Raw genomic sequence first — 14,962 nt, 5'->3', positions numbered from 1 at the left:
TGTTCCAGAGCTGGGGTTACGAGTTTGTCGTGACCCCCCATATCGAGTACCTGGAATCCCTGCTGACCGGCGCGGGCCAGGACCTGGATCTGCGCACCTTCAAGGTCATCGACCCGCAATCGGGCCGGCAAATGGGGTTCCGTGCCGATATCACGCCGCAAGTGGCGCGCATTGATGCGCACACCCTGCGCCGTGAAGGTCCGAGCCGCCTGTGCTATGCCGGCAGCGTGCTGCATGCGCAGCCGCGTGCATTGTCGTCTTCACGCAGTCCGATCCAGTTGGGCGCCGAGTTGTACGGTGACGCCAGCCCGAGCAGCGACGTTGAAGTGATCAGCCTGATGCTGGCCATGCTGCAACTGGCTGACGTGCCGGATGTCCACATGGACCTGGGTCACGTCGGTATCTACCGTGGCCTGGCCCGTGCGGCCGGGTTGTCCGGTGAAGTGGAGCAACAGTTGTTCGATGCCCTGCAACGCAAGGCTATCGATGAAGTTATCGCGCTGACCGAGGGCGTGCCTGCGGATCTCGCCGGCATGCTGCGTGCGCTGGTGAACCTGTGTGGCGGCCGTGAAGTGCTGGTAGCTGCGCGTGAGCGCCTGGCCAATGCGCCGGCGCCGGTACTGGCGGCACTGGACGACGTGCTGGCCATTGCCGAGCAACTGTCGGCGCGCTTCCCGCAGTTGCCGCTGTATTTTGACCTGGGTGAGTTGCGCGGCTACCACTACCACACCGGTGTGGTGTTCGCGGTATTTGTACCGGGTGTTGGCCAAGCCATCGCCCAAGGCGGTCGTTATGACGATATCGGCGCCGACTTCGGTCGTGCGCGTCCGGCCACCGGTTTTTCCACCGATTTGAAAACCCTGGTGACCCTGGGGCGTGCTGAGGTCGAGCTGCCGTCTGGTGGCATCTGGATGCCCGACAGTACGGACGCAGCACTCTGGCAGCAGGTTTGCCAGTTGCGCAGTGAGGGTCAGCGTGTTGTCCAGGCCTTGCCTGGCCAGCCATTGGCCGCCGCCCGTGAAGCGGACTGCGACCGGCAATTGATTCTGCAGAACGGGCTTTGGCAAGTATCGCCACTGGCTTCTTGAGTTTTCCTGCCGGCCCATCGCCGGCACCAAGTTTGCGCGAATGAGGACAAGTGTTATGGGTAAGAATGTCGTAGTCCTGGGCACCCAATGGGGTGATGAGGGCAAAGGCAAGATCGTTGATCTGCTGACCGAACATGCTGCCGCCGTAGTGCGCTACCAAGGTGGCCACAATGCTGGCCACACCCTGGTCATCGATGGCGAAAAAACCGTTTTGCACCTGATTCCGTCGGGCGTACTGCGCGAAGGCGTGCAGTGCCTGATCGGCAACGGCGTGGTGGTTGCACCTGACGCCCTGTTGCGCGAGATCACCAAGCTGGAAGAGAAAGGCGTACCGGTGCGCGAGCGCCTGCGTATCAGCCCATCCTGCCCGCTGATCCTGTCCTTCCACGTTGCGCTGGACCAGGCCCGTGAAAAGGCCCGTGGCGAGCTGAAGATCGGCACTACCGGTCGCGGTATCGGCCCGGCTTACGAAGATAAAGTTGCACGTCGTGGCCTGCGTGTGGGCGACCTGCTCAACATGCCGCGCTTTGAAGACAAGCTGCGTGAACTGGTGGATTACCACAACTTCATGCTGGTGGGTTACTACAAAGAGCCGGCCATCGAGTTTGAAAAGACCCTGGCTGAGTGCAAGGAATACGCTGAGCTGCTCAAGCCGCTGATGCTCGACGTGACGGCTGAGCTGCACGACCTGCGTCGCGCCGGCAAAGACATCATGTTCGAAGGCGCCCAGGGGTCCCTGCTGGACATCGACCACGGCACCTACCCGTACGTGACCAGCTCCAACACCACCGCGGGCGGCGTTGCGACCGGTTCGGGTGTTGGTCCGATGTTCCTGGACTACATCCTGGGCATCACCAAGGCTTACACCACGCGTGTGGGTTCGGGTCCGTTCCCGACTGAGCTGTTCGACGAAGTCGGTGCGCACTTGGCCAAGCAAGGTCATGAGTTCGGTGCGACCACTGGCCGTGCGCGTCGTTGCGGCTGGTTCGACGCGGTTATCCTGCGTCGCGCTATCGATGTGAACAGCATCTCGGGCATCTGCTTCACCAAGCTGGATGTGCTCGACGGTCTGGAAACCATCAACATCTGCGTCGGCTACAAAGACGCAGACGGTAACGATGTTGCCCCGACTGACGCTGACAGCTACGTGGGCTTGCAGCCGGTGTACGAAGAAGTGCCGGGCTGGACCGAATCGACCGTGGGCGCCAAGACCCTGGAAGAGTTGCCGGCTAACGCCCGTGCGTACATCAAGCGCGTTGAAGCGCTGATCGGCGCACCGATCGACATTATTTCGACGGGCCCGGACCGCAACGAGACCATCGTTCTGCGTCACCCGTTCGCTTAATAAGCTGTTGATGTAAAAAGCAAAGGGCTCCTTCGGGAGCCCTTTGTCGTATCTGCTCGCCAAGCGGCACGACCCTTGCTGTGTTTCTCTTTTTCGCGGTGCTATCAAATTAATGGCACCCGTGGTGGAGGGATTCCCGATGTCTGCCGTTCTCTCATTGTTACAAAGCCGTCTGTTGCGGCCGGTGTTCGTTACCCTAGGTATCGCTCTTTTAGTGCAAGTGCTGGTGGCCGTCGCTCTAACCCGGAGCACGGTCACGGCGTTGGAAGCGGATTTGGGCAATCGCCTGGGAATCGACAGCCAGAAGCTGTCCGGCGAATTGGCCCAGGCCGGCAAGGAAGTCACCTCCAGCCTGGACAGCCTGTCCACCAGCACCCGTCAGCGTCTGACGGCGGGGCTGTCGACCCGCCTGCAGGAAGAGCAGAAGCAACTGCGTGCGACCTTGGAAAAAGACCTGCAGGACTCCGCCAATGACATGGCGCAGTTACTGGCCTCAGTGGCGCCCCGCGCCATGTGGGACAGCGACGTGCCGACGTTGTCGGAGTTTGCTCGACGCGCCCAGCGCAATCCCAATGTGCTGTTTGTGGTCTACGACGACGCGGCTGGCGAGCACCTGACCCGCTACCTCAACCGTGAAAACCCGATCAATCAGGCGCTGCTGGCAAAGGGCGCCGGTGACCGTGCACTGGATAAAGTGCTGGATGCGGCTAAGAGCGACTCTTCTGTTTACTACGTGGAAGCATCCATCAGCCCCAATGGGGTAGAGATCGGCAAGGTGCGCATGGGCGTTTCGACCGCCTCGGTTGAAGCGGATCTGCAAGCGCTCGACAAGCGCTTCGCAGCCCTGATCGCCAGCGGTGATCAACTCGTCGGCGATAGCCTCAAGGGTGCGGCAGCCGACAGCGCTGCTGCCATGGGCGCCCGTTTGCAGTCCGCCCAAGCCACCGCCACCCAGATGACCGCCAACACCACCAGCGCCGTTCAGGACGCTGCTGGCACCTTGCGCTGGCGCATCGGCATGGGGCTTGCGCTGGTCGGTCTAGGCGTATTGCTGTTGATCGCCATCGTGCTGGGCCGCCGTGTGGTCAACCGCCTGAAGCTGCTGATCGCAGCCATGGATGATTTGGCGGCGGGCGAGGGGGACCTCACCAAGCGCGTGCAGATCAGCAGCAAGGACGAAATCGGCGATATGGCCTCGGCGGTCAATCGCTTTGTGGATAAGTTGCAGCCTATCGTGCGTGAGGCGGGAGATGTTGCCCAGCGTACCGGCGTGGAAATCGGTGCAATGACCTTGCGCAATGCCGGTGCTGACGCAGCGGCCGGCTTGCAGCGTGATGAGGTGGCTGAAAGCCTGCGCGCACTGTCGCAAATGGCCGACGAGGCGCAGGCCGAAAGCCATGCGATGCAGGCGGCGTTGCAGCAGGTGGTGGATATTCGCCAGGCCACGGATGAGAACTCGCGCACGTCAGCCGAAGTCGGCAGCCTGATCGAGGCGCTCGCGGGCCAGGTGCAGGCAGGCTCTCAGGTCATCGAGCGGCTGGCTCAACAAAGTGAGCAGATCGAGGTGGTGCTGACCGTGATTCACGGCATCGCCGAGCAGACCAACCTGTTGGCGCTCAACGCGGCCATCGAAGCAGCGCGTGCCGGCGAGACCGGGCGTGGTTTTGCGGTGGTGGCGGATGAGGTGCGTGCGCTGGCCAGCAAGACGCAAAGCTCCACGGGCGATATTCAGGCGCATATCGTGGCGTTGCAGCAGGGCGCGCGCGAGGCGGTGGAAACCATCGGTAAGGCCGGGCGCCAGGCCAGCGAAGGTTTGCTGGTGCTGCGCGACAGCGTGCGCCTGCAACAGACGGTGCAGGCTTCGGTGGAGCAGGTGCATGCGGCGATTGGCTTGGCGACGCGCGCGGCTGAGCATCAGGCGCAAGGTGCGCATGCGGTGCGTGGGCGGGTTGAGGTGATCCACGCCCAGGCCGAGCGGGCTGCGCAGGCGGTGGTGGAAACGACGGCCAGTGGCAAGGTGCTGGATGGGTTGGCAGCGCAGTTGAAGGCGAGCTTGGGGCAGTTCAGGGCCTAGTATCGCCTGTACCGACCTCATCGAGGGCAAGCCCCCTCCCACATTTACCTGCATTCCAGCGTTGGAACTCGGTCAACTGTGGGAGGGGGCTTGCCCCCGATAGCGGTTTCAGCGGCTCAAATACATCCGTGTCGTGAGCAGGTAAACCGGCAACCCCGACACCACTATCAACAGCGCCGCATACGGCGCCGCCGCCGCGAATTCCACATTCGAGGTGTGCGCCCACACCGCTGTCGCCAATGTATTCAACCCTGTCGGACTGAGCAGCAATGTCGCCGTCAATTCCTTCATCGCATCCAGGAACACCAGCGCAAACGCCGCGCCCAAGGCCGGGAAAATAATCGGCAAGGTAACCCGACAAAACGCGCTGAACGACGACGCCCCCAGCGTGCGTGCGGCCTCTTCCAGTTGCGGCGCCGCCTTGTTCAGGGCCGTACGAATCGGTGCCTGAGCCAGCGGTAGAAACAACAACGCATACGCGATCAGCAACAATGCCGACGTCTGATACAGCGCCGGCACGTAATGCAGTGCGAAGTACACCAGCGTCAGCGCAATCACCAAACCGGGCAGCGCGTGCAGCAAGTACGGCAGACGCTCGGCCCAGATCGCCAGTTGGCCTTTGTGGCGCACCACCAGCAGCCCCACCGGCACCGCCAATACCAGGCACAGTGCGGCGCCGCCGAGCGACAGCGCCAGGGAGGACAGCAGTGCCTCGCTGATCTCGGCGACCGGGAATGCGGCGGAAGAGCCCACCGCCAGCCAATAACCGAGCATCCCCAGCGGAATGCCACTGCCGATGATTGCCAGCGCCAGGCAATAGGCTTGGCCGAGCGGTGCCCACTTGCCTAGTCGCACCTGCTCTGCATGCCGCGCAGCGCCCTGGCCGATACGAACATGTCGGCCCTTGCCGCGTACCCGTAGCTCCAGCCATAGCAGGGTCAGGCACATCATCAGCAGCACTGCCGACAGCATCGCGGCATTGGCATTGCTGAATTCCAGCTCGAATTGTTGATAGATCGCGGTGGTAAAGGTCTGCAGGCCGATGATCGACAAGGCGCCGAACTCCACCAGCATATGCAAGGCGATCAAGAGGGCTCCCGCCAGTAGCGAAGGCCACAGCAAAGGCAGCGTAATCCGAAAAAACACGCCCCAGCGATTCAGTCCCAGCGTTCGTGCAGACTCCTCCAGGGATGGATCAAGATTGCGCAATGTCGCCGCCACCGGCAGAAACACCAGCGGGTACTTGGACAGGCTCATCACCAGGATGGCGCCGCCCAGCCCTTCGAAATGGGCGCTGAGCGACACCCAGGTAAAGCTGCTGACAAAGGCGGGTACCGCAAACGGCAGGCACAGCACCACGCCCCAGATACGTCGCCCCGGCAGGTTGCTGCGTTCCAGCAACCAGGCCAGGGACAGGCCGACCACGCCGCATACCAGCGTCACGCCGACCATCAATGCCAGGGTATTGCGCAGCAGCCCGAACACATACGGCCGCCACAGCAGATGCACCGCCTCCGCCCAGCCGGCCTGCCAGGCCTTGAGTCCGACATACACCAGCGGCAGCAGGCTCAGGCCCACCAGGAACAGGACGGGCAGCACCAGCCAGATCGACGGGCGCTTGCGCCTTGGGCGCAGCCCCCCGTGCAGGGCGGAAGCGGGTAGCGATGGGTTCATCAGTTCAAGCCAACGTCACGTTCCAGGTCCAGGGCTTCTTCGGCGTTGCCCAGGTCGGCGGGGGTGACTTTCGGCGGTTGCAGCTCACTGAAAGGCTTGAGGCCGCGGTTGGATTCCATGCCTTTACGCAGCGGGTATTCCGCCGAGGTGTTGGTAATCACGCGTTGGCCTTCTTCACTGGCCATGAACGCCAGCAGTTGCTGGGCTTCCTTGGGATGTTTGCTGGACTTCAGCGCGGCGGCGGAAGACACGGTGATCAGGCCGCCTGCATCGCCGTTGGTGAAGTAATGCAGTTGGGAATCCAGGTTGGTTTTTTCCTTTTTCAGGGCAAACCAGTAATAGTTATTCACCAGCACAGTGGCCACTTCGCCATTTTCCACAGCCTTGAGGGCGACCATGTTGTTGCTGTACACCTTGCCGAAAGCGCGCAAACCGGTCAGCCATTCTTCAGCCGCCTCGCGACCGTGCAGCTTGATGATCGCCACGGCTTGTTCCTGGAAGGCGCCGCTGGTGGGGACAAAGCCGACTTTGCCTTGCCACTCGGGACCGGCGAAATCCAGAACCGACTTGGGCAAGTCTTTTTCAGCAATCAGTTTCGGATTAAAGGCCACGACGCGGGTGCGTGCGGTCACGCCCATCCAGTCGCCATGGGCGCCAACATAGTCCTTGGGCAATACGTCGAGTGTGCTGGCGTCAATCTTGGCCAGCAGGCCTTGCTCGCCGAGTTTGTTCAGCGGGGGCGACTCTTCGGTGTAGATCACGTCGGCGGGGGAGCGGTCGCCTTCTTCGACGACCTGGCTGGCCAGCTGGTTGCTGCTGCCTTTGCGCACGTTGACGTGGATACCGGTTTTGGCCTCAAAGGCCTTGGCGAGTTCGTCGCCGACCTCTTTGTGCTGGCCGTTGTACAGGGTCAATGAGACCTTGTCGGCGGAATAGGCGGTAGGCGAGAGCAGGGTCAAGCCGAGCAGGGTGATGGTCAGGCCACGCAGAAGGGATGTCTTGAGACGGGTATCGCGGATCATCATCCGGGGTGTTCCTCACTTGTATGCAACAAATACTTACAAGGATAAACGATAAAACTTCTCAAGTGCGGACGAGGGGCAAATCGCTGGGGAAGTTTCCACGCTGATTTTTTCAAACCCCAGAAACGAAAAAACCCGCTTTCGCGGGTTTGATCTGAATTTGGTGCCCAGGAGAAGACTCGAACTTCCACGACCTTGCGATCACCAGCACCTGAAGCTGGCGTGTCTACCAATTTCACCACCTGGGCAGCATCAACAACGTTGCCGTCGTCGATGGCGCGCACTATACGGAGGGGATTTTAAGCTGTAAACCCCCGCCATGAAAAAAGCCTGGAAAATTTCGCCAGTGGTCGTGCAAGGTGTGCGCTGGGGGCTTTAAAAGGCTTGTTGACGTCTGAAATTTCCCGTTTCAATACGCGTATGCCAAACTAACCCGCATATAGACAAGGTGAAAACTCTCTAATGGCCGATTGGCAGTCCCTCGATCCCGAGGCCGCTCGTGAAGCGGAAAAATATGAAAACCCTATTCCTAGCCGCGAACTGATCCTGGCGCACCTCGCCGATCGGGGTTCGCCTGCTAGCCGCGAGCAGCTGGTTGAAGAGTTCGGTCTGACCACCGAAGACCAGCTCGAAGCCCTGCGCCGCCGTTTGCGTGCCATGGAGCGCGATGCTCAATTGATCTATACCCGCCGTGGTACTTACGCGCCGGTGGATAAGCTCGACCTGATCCTGGGCCGCATTGCCGGCCATCGTGACGGCTTCGGCTTCCTGATCCCGGACGACGGCAGTGACGACCTGTTCATGAGCCCGGCGCAAATGCGCCTGGTGTTCGATGGCGACCGTGCCCTGGCGCGCGTGTCGGGCCTGGACCGTCGCGGTCGTCGCGAAGGTGTGATCGTCGAAGTGGTGTCCCGTGCCCACGAGTCCATCGTCGGCCGTTACTTCGAAGAAGGCGGCATCGGCTTTGTGGTGCCGGATAACCCGAAGGTCCAGCAGGAAGTGCTGATTACCCCGGGCCGCAATGGCGCCGCCAAGGTCGGCCAGTTCGTCGAGGTGAAAATCACCCACTGGCCAACGGCACGCTTCCAGCCTCAAGGCGATATCGTTGAAGTGGTCGGCAACTACATGGCGCCGGGCATGGAAATCGACGTCGCGCTGCGCACCTACGATATTCCTCACGTCTGGCCTGAGGCTGTGCTGAAAGAAGCCGCCAAGCTCAAGCCGGAAGTTGAAGAGAAAGACAAAGAAAAACGCATCGACCTGCGCCATCTGCCGTTCGTCACCATCGACGGCGAAGATGCCCGCGACTTCGACGATGCGGTCTACTGCGAAGCCAAGCCTGGCAAGCTGCGCCTGTTCTCCGGCGGCTGGAAGTTGTTCGTCGCGATTGCGGACGTGTCCAGCTACGTGAAAATCGGTTCGGCCCTGGACAACGAGGCTCAGGTGCGCGGCAACTCCGTGTATTTCCCTGAGCGCGTGATCCCGATGCTGCCTGAGCAGTTGTCCAACGGCCTGTGCTCCCTGAACCCGAAAGTCGACCGTTTGGCCATGGTGTGCGAGATGACCATCTCGAAAACCGGCGAAATGACCGATTACCAGTTCTACGAAGCGGTGATCCATTCCCAGGCGCGCCTGACCTACAACAAGGTCAGCACCATCCTGGAACAGCCAAAAACCAGCGAAGCCAAAGCGCTGCGTGGCGAGTACGGGCATGTCGTGCCGCACCTCAAGCAGCTTTACGCTTTGTACAAAGTCTTGTTGGGCGCACGTCATGTGCGGGGTGCGATCGATTTTGAAACTCAGGAAACCCGGATTGTCTTCGGTTCCGAGCGCAAAATCGCCGCCATCACCCCGACCACGCGCAACGACGCACACAAACTGATCGAGGAATGCATGCTGGCGGCCAACGTGGCCACCGCTGAATTCCTGAAGAAGCACGAGATCCCTGCGTTGTACCGTGTACACGACGGTCCGCCGCCGGAGCGTCTGGAAAAACTGCGCGCGTTCCTCGGTGAGCTCGGCCTGTCCCTGCACAAAGGCAAGGACGGCCCGACGCCCAAGGATTACCAGGCATTGCTGGCGAGCATCAAGGACCGTCCGGATTACCATGTGATCCAGACCGTCATGCTGCGCTCCCTGAGCCAGGCGGTGTACAGCGCCGACAACCAGGGCCACTTCGGCCTGAATTACGAGGCGTACACCCACTTCACCTCGCCGATTCGCCGTTACCCGGATCTGCTCACGCACCGCGCGATCCGCAGCGTGATCCACTCCAAGCAGAACACGCCGCACGTCCAGCGCGCCGGTGCCATGACCATTCCGAAGGCACGGATCTATCCGTACGACGAAGCGGCCCTGGAACAGTTGGGCGAGCAGTGCTCCATGAGCGAGCGCCGCGCCGATGAAGCCACCCGTGACGTCGTGAACTGGCTCAAGTGCGAGTTCATGAAAGACCGCGTGGGCGAGTCGTTCCCAGGTGTGATCACCGCCGTGACCGGCTTTGGCCTGTTCGTCGAGCTGACCGATATCTACGTCGAGGGTCTGGTGCATGTCACCGCCTTGCCGGGCGACTACTACCACTTCGACCCTGTGCATCACCGCTTGGCGGGCGAGCGCACCGGTCGCAGCTTCCGCTTGGGCGACACGGTTGAAGTGCAGGTGATGCGCGTCGACCTCGACGAGCGCAAGATCGATTTCGGCATGCCTGACAAGCCCGCCGAAGCGCCGAACAGCCGTAAAAAGCGTGGCAGCGAACCTGTTGCGCCAGCCAGCAAAGGCAAGGGCGCTCCTGCGAAAGCAGCGGCTGCCGAGCCTGCGCCGGCCAAGGCCGGTCGTCGTTCTTCTGCCAAGGACAAGGCCCCCGAAGCCTACCGCCCAAGCGACGCAGCGGCGAAGAACGCCGAACTGCGCAAGAGCCGTGAGTTGAAGCAGCAGTTGCTCAACGAAGCCAAAAGCGGTGGTAAAGCGGCGTCTGGGGGAAAGTCCCGCGAGGCGGAAAAACCGTCGAGCAAGCCAAGTAAACACCGTAAAGGCCCGCCCAAGGCGGGTTCGGCTCCCGCGAAAAGCGGCGGGTCGCGCAAACCTAAGGCCAAGTCATGAGTCTGGAAAAAATCTACGGCGTACACGCCGTAGAAGCACTGCTGCGTCACCACCCTAAACGCGTCAAGCAAGTGTGGTTGGCAGAAGGTCGCAGCGAGCCGCGCGTGCAAGCGCTGGTCGAGTTGGCCACCCAAAACAAAGTTGCCATCGGCCAGGCCGAGCGTCGTGAAATGGACGTGTGGGTTGAAGGCGTTCACCAGGGTGTGGTGGCGGACGTCAGTCCTAGCCAGGTCTGGGGCGAAGCCATGCTCGACGAGCTGCTCGACCGCACCGAAGGCGCGCCGCTGTTGCTGGTGCTGGACGGCGTGACCGACCCGCACAACCTCGGCGCCTGCCTGCGTTCGGCGGATGCTGCCGGCGCGTTGGCGGTGATCGTGCCTAAAGACAAGTCGGCGACCCTGACGCCGGTTGTGCGTAAAGTCGCCTGTGGCGCGGCCGAAGTGATTCCGCTGGTCGCCGTGACCAACCTGGCGCGCACCCTGGAGAAGCTCCAGCAACGCGGCCTGTGGGTCGTGGGTACGGCGGGGGAGGCTGAGGTCAGCATTTATGACCAGGACCTCACCGGCCCGACCATCCTGATCATGGGTGCAGAAGGCAAGGGCATGCGTCGCCTGACCCGCGAGCATTGCGACTACCTGGTGCATTTGCCAATGGCCGGCAGTGTCAGCAGCCTCAACGTGTCGGTCGCGACCGGCGTGTGCCTGTTTGAAGCCCGGCGCCAACGGGGTGCCAAGGCCAAGACCAAGAAGTAGTCAGGCCTGGCGCAAGACTCAATGTGGGAGGGGGCTTGCCCCCGATAGCGGTGTCTCAGTTGCAGATAATGTGGCTGATCCTTCGTAATCGGGAGCAAGCCCCTTCCCACATTTGCGTTTGTGGTGTTTGGGGGGTTGTTCAAATAATCACCAATCACCTTGCGCGCTTCCTCCCCCTTCTCTACAATTGCGCCCCTTGCCTTCCTGGCGGGCACCGATGTGCCTCCCTGCGGCAAGATCCATAAGTGTCATTCACTCCTTGTCTGACCGTTTTTGAGCGGCAGGCTACAACCCGTAAGGAGCATTCATGCGTCATTACGAAATCATCTTTTTGGTCCACCCGGATCAAAGCGAGCAAGTCGGCGGCATGGTTGAGCGTTACACCAAGCTGATCGAAGAAGACGGCGGCAAAATCCACCGTCTGGAAGATTGGGGCCGTCGTCAACTGGCCTACGCAATCAACAATGTTCACAAGGCTCACTACGTGATGCTGAACGTTGAGTGCACTGGCAAGGCCCTGGCCGAGCTGGAAGACAACTTCCGCTACAACGATGCAGTGATCCGTAACCTGGTCATCCGTCGCGAAGAAGCCGTTACCGGCCAATCCGAGATGCTCAAGGCTGAAGAAAACCGCAGTGAGCGCCGTGAGCGTCGCGACCGTCCTGAGCACGAAGGCGCTGATAGCGCTGACAGTGATGACAGCGACAACAGCGATAACGCTGACGAGTAATCCACGGACCTTTTAAGGAGCCTATCAAATGGCACGTTTCTTCCGTCGTCGTAAATTCTGCCGCTTCACCGCTGAAGACGTGAAAGAGATCGATTACAAAGATCTCAACACTCTGAAAGCCTACGTATCCGAGACCGGCAAAATCGTTCCAAGCCGTATCACCGGTACCAAAGCACGTTATCAGCGTCAGCTGGCCACCGCTATCAAGCGCGCCCGCTTCCTGGCCCTGCTGGCCTACACCGACAGCCACGGCCGCTGAGACCGGGCAGTCGACAAGTAGTAAGGGATTGAATGCATGCGCGCCTTAGCTGAGTTCATCATGCGCGGTCGCGTGCAGGCCACTCTGGTAGTGGCTGGATGTGCAGCATTGCCGTTGTTGTATTGGTTGGGTGCTGCCGCTGGATGCCTTGTGCTCCTGCGGCGCGGTTTGCGGGACGCCTTTGGCGTCCTGGCCCTGGGATTGCTGGCCGCCTTGATCTGGTGGCTGCAATTGGGCGAACCCAAGGTACTTTTGGTACTGCTGGGGTCGTCGAGCCTTGCGTTGGTTTTACGCGCAAGTGAGTCCTGGGTCCGCACGCTGCTGGTCAGCGTGGCATTGGGGTTGGTGTTTTCGGTGTTGATTGACGCGGCTTTCCGCCCGCAAATCGAGGCGCTGTCGCAAGAGATCGTCAAGATCCTGCCGATGGCCCTCGGGGAACTCTACCAGCAGCTGTCGGTAGAAGAGCGAGCGCGACTGGCAACACTGATTGCACCGGCCCTGATCGGCCTGATGGCGGTAATGATGCAGATCGTCAGCGTGCTGAGCCTGATGCTTGGGCGATATTGGCAGGCGTTGTTGTACAACCCGGGTGGTTTTGGTCGCGAATTTCGCAGTATCAGAATCCCCGTGGGCCCGGCGATGTTGCTGCTGGCTCTCATGGTTATCGGGCCGAACCTCGGTTCGCAGATGGCCTTGATGGTGCTGTTTTGCAGCGTACCGCTGGTGTTTGCCGGGCTGGCCCTGATTCATGGGCTGGTCGCGCAGAAGCGCCTGGCCAAGTTTTGGCTGGTGGGGATGTACGTAACGATGTTGCTGTTCATGCAGCTGATCTATCCGTTACTCGTGGTTCTGGCCATTGTCGACGGCCTGATTGATTTTCGCGGTCGTCTGGCGCCGAAAGACGCCGATAACGCGAACGGTGAAGGTTAAAAGTTAGAGGATTTTCACATGCAACTGATCCTTCTGGAAAAAGTCGCCAACCTGGGCAACCTGGGCGACAAAGTGAACGTTAAGGCCGGTTACGGTCGTAACTACCTGCTGCCATACGGCAAAGCCACCGCTGCAACCGCTGCCAACCTGGCTGCGTTTGAAGAGCGTCGTGCTGAGCTGGAAAAAGCAGCAGCAGACAAAAAAGCTTCGGCCGAAACTCGCGCTGCCCAACTGGCTGAGCTGGAAGTGACTATCACTGCCACCGCCGGTGACGAAGGCAAGCTGTTCGGTTCGATCGGCACCCACGACATCGCTGATGCACTGACCGCCTCCGGCGTTGAAGTGCAGAAGAGCGAAGTTCGTCTGCCGAACGGCACCATCCGCAACGTAGGCGAATTCGACGTAGCCGTGCACCTGCACGCCGAAGTTGAAGCCACCGTACGCGTTGTCGTGGTAGCAGCTTAAGCAGCACCTAACTGACTGGCACCTCGCGTGTCAGGCAGTTAACATCGGGCACGATCCTGTTTACAGGTCGTGCCTTTTGTTTTTCTACACACCCCTAATTCCAAGTGGCCATGAACGATATTTCAGCTCCTGAGCAATACGATCTGCAAACCGCTGCCCTGAAGGTGCCGCCGCATTCCATCGAGGCCGAACAGGCCGTGCTCGGTGGTTTGATGCTGGACAACAACGCCTGGGAACGCGTGCTGGATCAAGTCTCGGACGGTGATTTCTATCGTCATGACCACCGCCTGATCTTCCGGGCCATCGCTAAGCTGGCCGACCAGAACTCGCCGATCGACGTGGTGACGCTGGCCGAGCAGTTGGACAAGGAAGGCCAGACCTCCCAAGTTGGCGGCCTGGGCTATCTGGGCGAACTGGCGAAAAACACGCCATCTGTCGCCAACATCAAAGCCTATGCCCAGATTGTCCGTGAGCGGGCCACCCTGCGGCAGTTGATCGGCATCAGCACCGAGATCGCCGACAGCGCCTTCAACCCCGAAGGCCGCACCGCCGCCGAGATCCTCGACGAAGCCGAGCGCCAGATCTTCCAGATCGCCGAAGCGCGCCCGAAAACCGGCGGGCCGGTCAGCGTCAACGACCTGCTGACCAAGGCCATCGACCGCATCGATACGCTGTTCAACACCGATGCCGCGATTACCGGTATTTCCACCGGTTATGCCGACCTGGACGAGAAAACCAGTGGCCTGCAGCCTTCCGACTTGATCATCGTCGCCGGCCGTCCGTCCATGGGTAAGACCACCTTTGCGATGAACCTGGTGGAAAACGCCGTATTGCGCAGCGACAAGACCGTCCTGGTGTACTCCCTCGAGATGCCAGGTGAATCGTTGATCATGCGGATGCTCTCGTCCCTGGGCCGTATCGACCAGACCAAGGTGCGCTCCGGCCAGTTGGAAGACGACGATTGGCCGCGCCTGACGTCGGCGGTCAACCTGCTCAACGATCGCAAGTTGTTTATCGATGACACCGCCGGTATCAGCCCCTCGGAAATGCGCGCGCGCACCCGCCGCCTGGTGCGTGAGCACGGCGACATCGCGCTGATCATGATCGACTACCTGCAGTTGATGCAGATCCCGGGCTCCAGCGGTGACAGCCGGACCAACGAAATTTCCGAAATTTCCCGGTCCCTCAAGGCCCTGGCCAAGGAATTCAACTGCCCGGTGGTGGCGTTGTCGCAGCTCAACCGCTCCCTGGAACAACGTCCCAACAAGCGCCCGGTGAACTCCGACTTGCGGGAATCCGGAGCGATCGAGCAGGACGCCGACGTGATCATGTTCGTGTACCGCGACGAGGTGTACCACCCCGAGACCGAGCACAAGGGCATCGCCGAGATCATCATCGGCAAGCAGCGGAACGGCCCCATCGGGTTTATCCGGCTGGCCTTCATTGGTAAGTACACCCGCTTCGAAAACCTTGCGCCGGGCAGCTACAACTTCGACGACGACGAGTAACCCGTCTGCTCAATTC

12 protein-coding genes and 1 tRNA gene are annotated in these 14,962 nt (G+C 60.8%); 10 read left to right on the top strand and 3 right to left on the bottom strand.

The features are described 5' to 3' along the window. The 3 genes from AC3ZU9_RS27180 to AC3ZU9_RS27170 all read left to right on the top strand — a co-directional run. The coding region (locus AC3ZU9_RS27180; protein WP_490091587.1) for an ATP phosphoribosyltransferase regulatory subunit at positions 1–1,088 on the top strand (1,088 nt) is incomplete at its 5' end. A 55-nt stretch (positions 1,089–1,143) separates the two neighbouring features. Further along, positions 1,144–2,433, top strand: coding sequence for an adenylosuccinate synthase (locus AC3ZU9_RS27175; RefSeq protein WP_012721919.1), 1,290 nt, complete (start codon positions 1,144–1,146; stop codon positions 2,431–2,433). A 139-nt stretch (positions 2,434–2,572) separates the two neighbouring features. Then, positions 2,573–4,507, top strand: coding sequence for a methyl-accepting chemotaxis protein (locus tag AC3ZU9_RS27170; protein WP_012721920.1), 1,935 nt, complete (start codon positions 2,573–2,575; stop codon positions 4,505–4,507). A gap of 108 nt (positions 4,508–4,615) precedes the next feature. On the opposite strand, the gene AC3ZU9_RS27165 is transcribed toward AC3ZU9_RS27170, so the two are convergent. The 3 genes from AC3ZU9_RS27165 to AC3ZU9_RS27155 all read right to left on the bottom strand — a co-directional run bounded on the left by AC3ZU9_RS27165 (position 4,616) and on the right by AC3ZU9_RS27155 (position 7,451). Further along, positions 4,616–6,181 (bottom strand): ABC transporter permease, encoded by a 1,566-nt coding sequence (locus tag AC3ZU9_RS27165; RefSeq protein ID WP_093542822.1) that lies wholly within the window; start codon positions 6,179–6,181, stop codon positions 4,616–4,618. Next, a complete protein-coding gene (locus tag AC3ZU9_RS27160) occupies positions 6,181–7,206 on the bottom strand; it encodes an iron ABC transporter substrate-binding protein (protein ID WP_012721922.1) in 1,026 nt (341 codons plus the stop codon). The genes AC3ZU9_RS27165 and AC3ZU9_RS27160 overlap by 1 nt, the downstream gene beginning before the upstream one ends. A gap of 158 nt (positions 7,207–7,364) precedes the next feature. Then, a tRNA-Leu gene (locus AC3ZU9_RS27155) sits at positions 7,365–7,451 on the bottom strand. Between the two features lie 214 nt (positions 7,452–7,665). On the opposite strand from AC3ZU9_RS27155, the gene rnr reads away from it, so the two are divergent. The 7 genes from rnr to dnaB all read left to right on the top strand — a co-directional run bounded on the left by rnr (position 7,666) and on the right by dnaB (position 14,946). Beyond that, on the top strand, positions 7,666–10,302 hold the full coding sequence (gene rnr, locus AC3ZU9_RS27150; protein ID WP_490091586.1) for a ribonuclease R: 2,637 nt from the start codon (positions 7,666–7,668) through the stop codon (positions 10,300–10,302). Then, a complete protein-coding gene (gene rlmB / locus AC3ZU9_RS27145; RefSeq protein ID WP_012721924.1) occupies positions 10,299–11,054 on the top strand; it encodes a 23S rRNA (guanosine(2251)-2'-O)-methyltransferase RlmB in 756 nt (251 codons plus the stop codon). The genes rnr and rlmB overlap by 4 nt, the downstream gene beginning before the upstream one ends. A gap of 307 nt (positions 11,055–11,361) precedes the next feature. Continuing rightward, positions 11,362–11,784, top strand: coding sequence for a 30S ribosomal protein S6 (rpsF, locus tag AC3ZU9_RS27140; protein WP_003236224.1), 423 nt, complete (start codon positions 11,362–11,364; stop codon positions 11,782–11,784). A 28-nt stretch (positions 11,785–11,812) separates the two neighbouring features. Next, a complete protein-coding gene (rpsR, locus tag AC3ZU9_RS27135; protein ID WP_002551829.1) occupies positions 11,813–12,043 on the top strand; it encodes a 30S ribosomal protein S18 in 231 nt (76 codons plus the stop codon). Between the two features lie 36 nt (positions 12,044–12,079). Then, entirely contained in the window at positions 12,080–12,973 is an 894-nt protein-coding gene (locus AC3ZU9_RS27130) for a YybS family protein (RefSeq protein WP_012721925.1), read from the top strand. Positions 12,974–12,991: 18 nt separating this feature from the next. Further along, positions 12,992–13,438, top strand: a complete 447-nt coding sequence (gene rplI, locus AC3ZU9_RS27125) for a 50S ribosomal protein L9 (protein WP_003171376.1) — start codon at positions 12,992–12,994, stop codon at positions 13,436–13,438. A 110-nt stretch (positions 13,439–13,548) separates the two neighbouring features. Next, positions 13,549–14,946, top strand: a complete 1,398-nt coding sequence (gene dnaB, locus AC3ZU9_RS27120; RefSeq protein ID WP_012721926.1) for a replicative DNA helicase — start codon at positions 13,549–13,551, stop codon at positions 14,944–14,946. The last annotated feature ends 16 nt before the right edge of the window (positions 14,947–14,962 follow it).

Source organism: Pseudomonas sp. A39 (genome assembly GCF_058145955.1).
This window is presented reverse-complemented; position numbering and strand designations above follow the sequence as displayed.